The sequence below is a fragment of the Cytophaga sp. FL35 genome (assembly GCF_014349235.1).
In the GTDB taxonomy this organism is placed as follows: domain Bacteria; phylum Bacteroidota; class Bacteroidia; order Flavobacteriales; family Flavobacteriaceae; genus Euzebyella.
In genome coordinates this window covers 1-8,674 of the sequence record NZ_JACSOH010000039.1, presented here as the reverse complement: position 1 = coordinate 8,674, position 8,674 = coordinate 1, and the positions used below count along the sequence as shown (strand labels likewise).

The window sequence follows — 8,674 nt, the reverse complement described above, 5'->3', positions numbered from 1 at the left end:
AAAACCAATAAGAAACAGGTTTAGTAGCAATTCCAAACTTTACGTCTTGTAGGAATTTTGTAGGAAAAATTTTAATATATGTCTGAAGAACGATTAATGTCAAAAAAAAAGCCGGCGTATCCCGTTACCAAAGAGTTGGATGGATATTTGGCACACTACAGCAGAAAAAGTGAAATACCTATTTTTTATGAGGATCTCCTACGTTTTTCCGGTTCAGTAGTAGTGTACGATTCCAATGACGAAGATACCTTGTGGATACGTGTTTTTTATTCTGAATTTGATCGCCAGGAAATAGACAATTCCTTAAAGAAAGTTTATTCCATTTTGCATTCTGATGGGAGTAGTTATATTCATCAGTACCTAAATGTTGATGCAGTGGATTTTTGCACTTTTGGCAACTCCAAACCTTTTAGAATCAAGGTTAGGAACATCCTTAATGACAACTTTACTTATTTTTATGTAAAGCGTACCGATGCCTCTAGAATCTATGGCTTGGAACTGGAGCATATGCTATCTCCCTATAACCTAAACTTTCTGGTTTACAAGGATACTTTAATAGAGGAACATATTGCCGGAATACCTGGAGACGTTTTTATTAAGGATATGTTACCAAGCTGTACAGAGTCTGAAAAGGCGCAGCTTGCGAAGGAGTTCGTAAAGTTCAATGAACGCTGTATGATACGGTTATTAGGTGATATGAGGTCTTATAATTACGTTATCGTACCCGTTCATGATTTTGACCATGTAGTGTATAGAATAAGGGCCATTGACTTTGATCAGCAGTGTTTTGAAGGTAAATTAAAGGTGTACCGTCCCCAGTTTTTTAAGGAAAATTTTCAAATGGTAGAATTGGTGAGGAACAAGCTTTTGCGAGACTCCGTAGACCAGTATAAACTTGAGGAACGCTCTATAGTAGCTAAAAGAATTCTAAGTTCTGGAAATAGGATTAGAAAACTTAGGACTATTGCTAAGCAAGATGATATATCTACACCGGAAAATGTGAACATGCTCAAAGAACAGATTTATGACCTCACTTTAGACCTTAATTTTAGAAAATGTAACAATATGGGCGAGGTTTTGGACTTGGCCCTTGACTTCGTTAGAAGAAATTACGAAGATGTAAGTATGAAGCAAATTATAGAACAAAACATCAAAATACAACAAAACCCTATGGAGTAGCTCTATAGGGTTGTTTTTAAGTATTTTATCTAGCACGTTAGCTCTTTTCTTCCTTATTGAAGTAGACTAGGTAATAGTACATTTGACGTTCCTCATCCCATCCTTTTTCAACAAATTTTTGTGCAGATTCCGGGTTAATGAAATCCATTTTAATCTGAATATTGGTATCAAGATTGATGACATTTTTAATTTTCTTCCGCGCATCACTTACCGCCTTATTCGCAATGTCAAAATTAGAAACGTCCTCAATGCTATACTTGGGGCCTTTCTCCGTTTTATAGTGTTTGAATTCTGGGATAAACTCAGGATTCTCCATAACTTCATTTAAGAAATTACTCTCCTCAAAAGAATCATTTTTGGCAAAGTGATTGACCGCTCTGTTCATGAACAGCACCTCCTGCTGTTTGTCTTCGGCCGGCAGTACTACATCCTTGGCAAAATTCTGGCAGAATTTAAGGTAGTTTTTAGTGTAGAAATTTTCATCTGCCAAGGCTTCAACATCCAAGAAATTTTCCAACCAATATTTGGTGTCGTATCTGTTACTGTCAACGGATAGGATTTTAAAACCTTCTTCTTTGTTGGTATTGAAGATAAGGCATCCTTTATCCAGTTTGTTAATGTTGATACCTTGTTGAATTACGATATCAAGGTTACTTCCTTTTTCTTCAAATTGTAGAAAATCATGCTTCAGCTCACTTTTGAAAATACCTATGGCATCTACTTTTTCAGTATCCAGCATTAAACCGGAAAGGTAGGCCACATAGACTTCCCCACTTTTTATATGTGGATGATTGCTTTGTTCAAATAGGTGACTGGCAATTCTTTTGGAGTTTTCGTGAGTGCTATCAGGATCGCCGAAAATGTTTGAAGCTACTTTCCACAACTCATTAAATTCCACATCTACTTCATTGGTAAACCTAAAGTAATTTTCTTCTTTTTCCCTAAAGGGTTTGAAGAAATATTCTTTTAAAAGTCCCGTTGTTTCATCATTTAGGGCAAATGGTTCTGCCGATAGAAATATACCCTCACTTTTATTTTTGTTGCCAACGCGGTGCAATGAAATGCTTTCAATTTGGGTAGGATATAAATTGATCATAGGTAAATAGGTGTCTAATAAAGTTCAAAAAACAGTTGAAGTCTAGAATTAAATTGGATTAAAGGTTTTTTAGTTCCAGTTTTCATCAAAATCCAAATCGTCATAATTGTCCAAGGTGTCATCAAAATCGAATTTTGGAGTAGATTCAAAGTTTTTTTCCGGAGGGGTTTCCGGAAGTTCCCCAAAACTGAACAACAGATTGGGGTAGGATTGCCCTGGTTCATTTTCCACAATATCGGCCAGTTCAACAAAGAAGGTCCACATATTCAGAAAATCATAAACATAGATAAGTTTGGGAGTATGACGCGTTAAAACATCCTCCAGAAATGTTTCGTTCATTAACTTAACATCCGAACCATTTTCGCTCATATCAAAAAGGGCAATTTCCTCATCTTGGTTCCATTCCTCATCGCAGGTGTAAAATGAGGCCATCTCACTGCCTAAAAAACCAAAGGATTGGGCAATGGCATTATGAAACTCTTCCATAGAGTTACTGGCCTCTATTTCAATATCGCGAAAAATATCTTCTTGTGCATCCAAGATGATACGTATCTTATAAATCATATTAGTTGCTTTTTGGGCGGATGCAAAGTTACAAAGATTTATATCGTTTTCTAGAACTTAAGGCTTCCATTACCAGATAAAACTGAACACCAAATAAAAGTGAGGCAAGGACCAGATGTAATGGTTGCGTAGCGAATGGAAAATCTAGATAATACATCGCCATACCTGTAATGATCTCAAGTAAAATAAGACCCATTATCCAATTAATTTTACTAAAGTTCAGTTGGTGTTTATAGATACGTTGTGCCAAGAGAATATTTAAAATAAGTACTACCAGTGAGAAAGTACGGTGCACATAAAATCTCCAATCAATCGTTGATAGCCATAAGTCTTTGGATAACTCTCCTACTACATCAATTTGATGGTCTACTAATTGCCTAACTTGGGTACCAAGTACAATTTGTAATAGTGTCAACAGTAAAGTTATGACAGCTAAAGGAAAAACTTTTACTTTCTTATTGACGGCCTCCTCTTCATTGGTTTTGGTCATGTGGATGATATAGAGCAACATGGCAACTATGACCAATGCCATAACCATATGGACAGTTATTTTTGCCGGTTCTAAGACAGAATAGACTACCGTGGCTCCCAACCAAGCCTGAAAACCCATCCCAAAAACTACAAGCCAAGATAAGAACACCCAAGTCTTTTTCGTTTTGAAAAAGGCAAAAGAGTAAAACCCTAAAGCCAAGGTGGCCAGCCCGGCAAGTGCACCAAATAATCTATTGATATATTCTATCCATGTATGGGCTACATTAAATTTGGCATAGTCATGTTTAGTGTATGGCTCCCAATTTTCTGGTGTAAAATTGTTGGAAGTTGTAAGGTCCGCAATGGCTACTTGTAAACTTTCATCAACAATAATAACCTGCCCTTTTTTAAAGAATGTGTTAGGGTGCCATTGCAGTTCACCAACATCTGTTGGAGGAATATAGTGACCAAAACATTTGGGCCAATCCGGACAACCCATTCCACTACCGGTCATACGTACCACTGCGCCCGCAACAATGACCAAATAAACCAACACCAAGGAAATTTTAGCTAACTTTCTAAATCTTTTTTGCATGAGTCCATTTCTACATGCAAAAATACTACTCAAAGGGCAAAAATCTTATACCTTCCAGAGTTAAGATTGAATCTTATTTTTCCATTATAATAAATTCGGACCGTCTATTTAGTTGATGCTCCTTTTCTGAACATCTGACGCCATTAGAACATTTGTTCAATAAGCGGGTTTCGCCATATCCTTCTCCGGTTACCCGGGAGGCACTAATCCCTTCTGAAATAATATATTCAACAGTTCTTTTAGCCCTTCTTTTGGATAGCCACATATTGTAAGTATCACTTTCCCTACTATCGGTATGTGAGCCTACGGCTATTTTAATGTCAGGTCGTTTGCTCATATAGTCTACGACTTTATCAAGCTCTGGGTAGGCGTCGTTACGCAAGTATGAACTGTTCAAATCAAAATAGATGGGGGTCAGTTTTAAAATTTTTACCAAATCTGAACCTACCGAAGCTACCTTCTCACTTTGTTCCAGTTCTAAGCGGGTACCTTTAATTTGTTTCTGATCCGTAAGGGTAAGCATAAAGAGACTGCCCGTTTCATACCCATCCTTATCACCTATAATCTGATATTGTTTTTCTTGACAAGGAATTCGGATGGTATAACTACCATCGGATGCCGTTATGGTTTCACCAATTCGTAACCCCATATGGTCTAGAGAAGATATTTGAGTATCGGATAGCGGTTGTCCGGAATCCTTATCATAAGCCGTACCGCTAATAAAGGTAAAACACTCAATATCATTTCTTGTTATCTGGTAGATATCGTCTTTTCCAAGACCTCCCTTCCGATTAGAGGCAAAGAATCCTTCTTTTTCCTTCGCATCCATAACAATTGAAAAATCATCTTCAGAGCTGTTAATGGGATTACCGAGATTTTGAATATCAGTAGATTTGTTTTCAACATCAACCTTAAAGATATCAAGGCCTCCAAGGCCAGGATGCCCATCGGAAGCGAAATAGAGTATCCCCGATTCCGAGATAAAAGGAAAGGTTTCTTTGCCTTCTGTATTGATGGGAGCTCCTAAATTTATTGGTTCCCCAAAAGAACCATCGGCATGTATGGCAACTTCGTAGAGGTCCGAGGCACCTTTACCTCCGGGCATATCGGAAGCAAAATACATTTTTGTACCTGTGGCTTTTAGGGTTGGATGGGCGACCGAGTAGTCGGTACCATTAAAGGGTAAATCTTCAGGGGCGCTCCAAGAATTTCCTTCCCTTTTCACTCTGTAAATTTTTAACCTGCTGATCCCTTTTTTGTCCCTTTTAAACTTTTTGTTAGAATAATTGTTACGGGTAAAAAATAAAGTTGAACCATCTTTGGAAAAGGCCGTGGTAGACTCGTTAGCCTTTGTGTTAAGATCTATCTCTAGTTGGGAAACTGCCATGGATTCTCGATTGGCATCTAAAGAAGCTTGATAAAGATTAAGGTAGGGCAGTGGGTTGTACTTTTGCATTTCCAGGTCCCTGGCTGTGGTAAAAACAAGTTGATTCTTGTAGAATGAGGGCGCAAAATCAGATTCGGCAGAATTGAGATGCTCGAGATTGAATATCGTGAATTGTTCTTCTGGAATTTTGATTTTCTTTAGATAGTCTGGATTTTCTCGGTATCGCTTGGCCCTAGAATCATTGGATTTTATATGATTGAATTTGTTCATCCATTCATCTGCTTCGTCATACCTTTTTAAAGATCTGAGGGTCAGCGAATATCGGTACAAATAATCTGGCGAAATAGCCACTTCTTGGTTAGTCAACAATTTCTCGTACCAATAGTTGGCCACATCGTAATTGGCACTGTGATAATTGGCGTTCCCTAGTTTTTTATAAATATCTGTTTCCTTATATCCTTTTTTTAGAAGACCTTGATAAGGTTCTATCATCGACATATGTCCGTAATGATCAAAATTATCTTCAGCTTCCTTTTTTGGGTTTATTTGTGAAAAACAGTTGCTCCAGCAAAAAAAAGAAAGTAGAACGATATGATATCTTAATCCTGTAGCCATTTTAAAAGAATCTTGGGGTAATATCAATTTTTTCTGCTTTTATAAACTCATACCGTATAAACACTTCAAAAGAGCCATCATTAAATCTTGTTCCGCCCAAGGACGAAACTTCACGATCGTACGCGAGTCCCAACATGAAATTTTTTCCCATCTGAAAGCCGAACAATCCACTTACGGCAGCATCTAAACGATAGGCAGCCCCAAGGGTAAATTTCTCCTGAAGCCAAAAGTTTGCTGAAATATCCACTTGTAAAGGTGATCCTGGTACTGCCTTTATCAGCGTGGCCGGTTTAAATTTTAATGAGGGATTCAAATCAAACACATAGCCTGAAATGAAGTGGAAGTTCATTTTTTCCTTCGATATGGCCGTACCGACATCTTCGGGATTTTGAAAGTGTTCTGTTTCCAATAAATCGGGGACTGAAAGCCCTATATAAAATTGGTTGTTATGGTAATAAATACCTGCTCCAATATTTGGTGAAAAACGCTTGTAAAGTTCCTCTTCGACCGAAGGTGCCAAACTTGCACTGTAATTCCTTAGCTTGTTGAAATCTATATTTAGCATGTGACCTCCTGCCATTAATCCAAAAGAAAGGGTATTCTTTTCCGAAGTGGGCACTCTATATGAAAAGGCAAAGTCAAAATAGGTGTTTTGATTTGTATTATTGCCAATTTCATCGTGAACAATGGAAAACCCAAGCCCCACGCGTTCGTTATACGGACCTTGAATGTTGAAGGTCTGTGTACTCGGGGCTCCATCGAGGCCTATCCATTGTGATCGATGTAATAAGGAGACTCCCAAAACATCCCTAGAACCTGCATAGGCAGGATTTACCGTCAACGTATTGTACATGTATTGAGTAAATTGTGCATCTTGTTGACCAAACATAAAAGTTTGTGCTACAAGTAACATTAATAAAGACCAAAGCGCTTTTTTCATCTTTTCTATCTCATTAAATACAAATACCCATTTTTCATTTTGTCCTCACCTTTATGAACGTATTTTATTTCATAGAAGTAGACGCCTGCCGGTAAGTTCTGGTTTTCAATTATGGTTATTCTTCCCATAGATTTTCCATCAAAGGCATTATTTTCATTATCATAGCCCGTAGTCTCCCAAACTAGAACTCCCCAGCGGTTATAGATTTCCACTTTGTTGTCAGGAAAACGGTCAATATTGATGATTCTAAATGATCCATTGAGAATATCTCCCGGTTTTACAAGGTCTAATTCAACAAAAAGTTCACAAGAAATGTTGGAGGGGGCCGTACCACCTTTTGAACTACAGGCATCAAGAGGATCCGTATAATCGCTTACTTCTTGACCGTCAAGTATCATATCTCCATCTGAATCGGGATTGGTAAGATCTGTACCTCTCTCCATTTCATCCTCATTGTTTAGGCCGTCCATATCGCAATCCTGATTTTTCCATTCTGGTGAAGGTTCCACAGTTTGGCTTACTACAACGAAATCACAAGAGTCAAGGGGATCTGTATTATCGGTCACTTCCATGCCGTCAGTGACGCCATCCCCATCGGTGTCCGAATTTTTGGGGTCGGTACCGAGCATGGCCTCTTCCTCCTCCGTCAATTGGTCGTTATCACAATCACTTTGAGGTAATGGCATTCCATTTAGGGAATGGCAATCATCACTAGGATCAGTACCATCTATATTTTCCTGACAATCCAATACGCTGTCACCGTCGGTATCAAGATTTGATTGGGTAATGGTGACGGTCGCCGAAGAACTGGAGCAAATAGTACCTGGTACCGAATAAGTAAAAATGCCTTCTGAGGCTCCTTCGGGATTTGGACTCCAAGTACCACGAGTGTCCGTTGTTTGTAATAGGTTGAACAATTGGTTTGTTGAAGCTACCTCTCCCATGCATAATTCTAAAGTAGTACTAGTACCCGCGTCCGGACGTTTTTCTTCGATTACTACTACTTGTGAGGTGCCATTGGAACAGGCATTACCGATTAAGGTGTAAACGTAAGTTCCGGCACCGGCGAGCGCAGGTGACCATGTTCCCCCGGAATCGGGGGAATTCCCCAACCGGGCAAAAAGTTGTGCTTCGGTAACGGTCTCCCCTTCACAGATGGTCAAAGCACCATCGGTCCCGGCGTTGGGAGCAGCCTGTGCAGTGACCACGACCTCGGAGGTATCATTTACGGTACAGGGCGAAGTTGCCGCCACCGTATAGGTGTAGGTTCCGGCACCGGAAAGTGCGGGCGACCAAGTGCCCCCGGAATCGGGGGAATTCCCCAACCGGGCAAAAAGTTGTGCTTCGGTGACTGTTTCCCCTTCACAGATGGTCAAAGTGCCATCGGTCCCGGCATTGGAAGCAGCCTGTTCGGTGACCACCACTTCGGACGTATCATCTACGGTACAGGGCAACATTGCCGCCACGGTATAGGTGTAGGTTCCGGCACCGGAAAGTGCGGGCGACCAAGTCCCCCCGGAATCGGGGGAATTCCCCAACCGGGCAAAAAGTTGTGCTTCGGTGACTGTTTCCCCTTCACAGATGGTCAAAGCACCATCGGTCCCGGCGTTGGGGGCAGCCTGTTCGGTGACCACCACTTCGGACGTATCATCTACGGTACAGGGCGACATTGCCGCCACGGTATAGGTATAGGTTCCGGCACCGGCAAGGGCAGGGGACCATGTTCCTCCGGAATCAGGGGAATTCCCCAACCGGGCAAAAAGTTGTGCTTCGGTAACGGTCTCCCCTTCACAGATGCTCAAAGTGCCATCGGTCCCGGCATTGGGG

At 40.3% G+C, this 8,674-nt stretch carries 7 protein-coding genes; 1 reads left to right on the top strand and 6 read right to left on the bottom strand.

Going from position 1 to position 8,674, the window contains the following annotated elements; translation table 11 throughout:
* Positions 1 to 96 precede the first annotated feature (96 nt).
* Positions 97 to 1,179 carry a hypothetical protein gene (locus BIZ36_RS19500; protein ID WP_222937480.1) on the top strand — a complete coding sequence of 361 codons (1,083 nt, stop codon included), beginning with the start codon at positions 97 to 99 and terminating at the stop codon, positions 1,177 to 1,179.
* Between the two features lie 37 nt (positions 1,180 to 1,216).
* Here BIZ36_RS19500 and BIZ36_RS19495 read toward each other — a convergent pair whose 3' ends face one another.
* The 6 genes from BIZ36_RS19495 to BIZ36_RS19470 form a co-directional block, all read right to left on the bottom strand.
* Positions 1,217 to 2,275 carry a nucleoid-associated protein gene (locus BIZ36_RS19495; RefSeq protein ID WP_187459549.1) on the bottom strand — a complete coding sequence of 353 codons (1,059 nt, stop codon included), beginning with the start codon at positions 2,273 to 2,275 and terminating at the stop codon, positions 1,217 to 1,219.
* Positions 2,276 to 2,344: 69 nt separating this feature from the next.
* A complete protein-coding gene (locus BIZ36_RS19490) occupies positions 2,345 to 2,839 on the bottom strand; it encodes an IS1096 element passenger TnpR family protein (RefSeq protein WP_187459548.1) in 495 nt (164 codons plus the stop codon).
* Positions 2,840 to 2,867: 28 nt separating this feature from the next.
* Entirely contained in the window at positions 2,868 to 3,905 is a 1,038-nt protein-coding gene (locus tag BIZ36_RS19485) for a COX15/CtaA family protein (RefSeq protein ID WP_187459547.1), read from the bottom strand.
* Between the two features lie 73 nt (positions 3,906 to 3,978).
* On the bottom strand, positions 3,979 to 5,907 hold the full coding sequence (locus BIZ36_RS19480) for an OmpA family protein (protein WP_187459546.1): 1,929 nt from the start codon (positions 5,905 to 5,907) through the stop codon (positions 3,979 to 3,981).
* A gap of 1 nt (position 5,908) precedes the next feature.
* Positions 5,909 to 6,847, bottom strand: coding sequence for a PorP/SprF family type IX secretion system membrane protein (locus BIZ36_RS19475; protein ID WP_187459545.1), 939 nt, complete (start codon positions 6,845 to 6,847; stop codon positions 5,909 to 5,911).
* A 5-nt stretch (positions 6,848 to 6,852) separates the two neighbouring features.
* Positions 6,853 to 8,674, bottom strand: a 1,822-nt coding sequence (locus BIZ36_RS19470; RefSeq protein ID WP_187459544.1) for a T9SS type B sorting domain-containing protein, incomplete at its 5' end; no start/stop codon positions are given.

Bases quoted from the DNA above. Each gene is read 5' to 3' on its own strand.
- BIZ36_RS19500 (WP_222937480.1), top strand. From the start codon at position 97: ATGTCAAAAAAAAAGCCGGCGTATCCCGTTACCAAAGAGTTGGATGGA.
- BIZ36_RS19490 (WP_187459548.1), bottom strand. From the start codon at position 2,839: ATGATTTATAAGATACGTATCATCTTGGATGCACAAGAAGATATTTTT.
- BIZ36_RS19495 (WP_187459549.1), bottom strand. From the start codon at position 2,275: ATGATCAATTTATATCCTACCCAAATTGAAAGCATTTCATTGCACCGC.
- BIZ36_RS19485 (WP_187459547.1), bottom strand. From the start codon at position 3,905: ATGCAAAAAAGATTTAGAAAGTTAGCTAAAATTTCCTTGGTGTTGGTT.
- BIZ36_RS19480 (WP_187459546.1), bottom strand. From the start codon at position 5,907: ATGGCTACAGGATTAAGATATCATATCGTTCTACTTTCTTTTTTTTGC.
- BIZ36_RS19475 (WP_187459545.1), bottom strand. From the start codon at position 6,847: ATGAAAAAAGCGCTTTGGTCTTTATTAATGTTACTTGTAGCACAAACT.